Source organism: Vibrio sp. 10N.222.55.C6, assembly GCF_041473395.1.
GTDB classification, from domain to species: Bacteria; Pseudomonadota; Gammaproteobacteria; order Enterobacterales; family Vibrionaceae; genus Vibrio; species Vibrio crassostreae_C.
This window is the reverse complement of record NZ_JBFRSD010001170.1, coordinates 1-311: the sequence shown is the minus strand read 5'-3', so window position 1 is coordinate 311 and position 311 is coordinate 1. Positions and strand designations below refer to the sequence as shown.

Below are 311 nucleotides of genomic sequence, written 5' to 3'. Positions count from 1 at the left end.
CTTGGGTTAGTCAGAGCCACAGCAACACAGGCGTGCTGGTAGGTTTGCTCGTTATACATAACCCAACGGCCAAATTCATTCTCATGGCACAGTCCACCAGCTATCGGCAAGGCGTAAGGTAAATTTTCAAAAGCGCTATAAATAGGATAATCACGCCCTTCAACCTGATCACACAAGCTGATGACCGTTTTGGTGTCTTCTGTAAGGCGCAATTGAAAAGCTAAGTCTTGGCTGTCTTGATTTGGATTGCCGGAAAAAGGCTGGACCGCAGAAGTTAGATGGGTTTCGTTGAACTCACTGATGATAACTAA

The 311-nt window shown here is 45.7% G+C and carries 1 protein-coding gene; it reads right to left on the bottom strand.

Annotated elements, in window-relative coordinates; all coding sequences use genetic code 11:
* The coding region (locus AB4486_RS28035) for an FIST N-terminal domain-containing protein (protein WP_372120094.1) at positions 1–311 on the bottom strand (311 nt) is incomplete at both ends.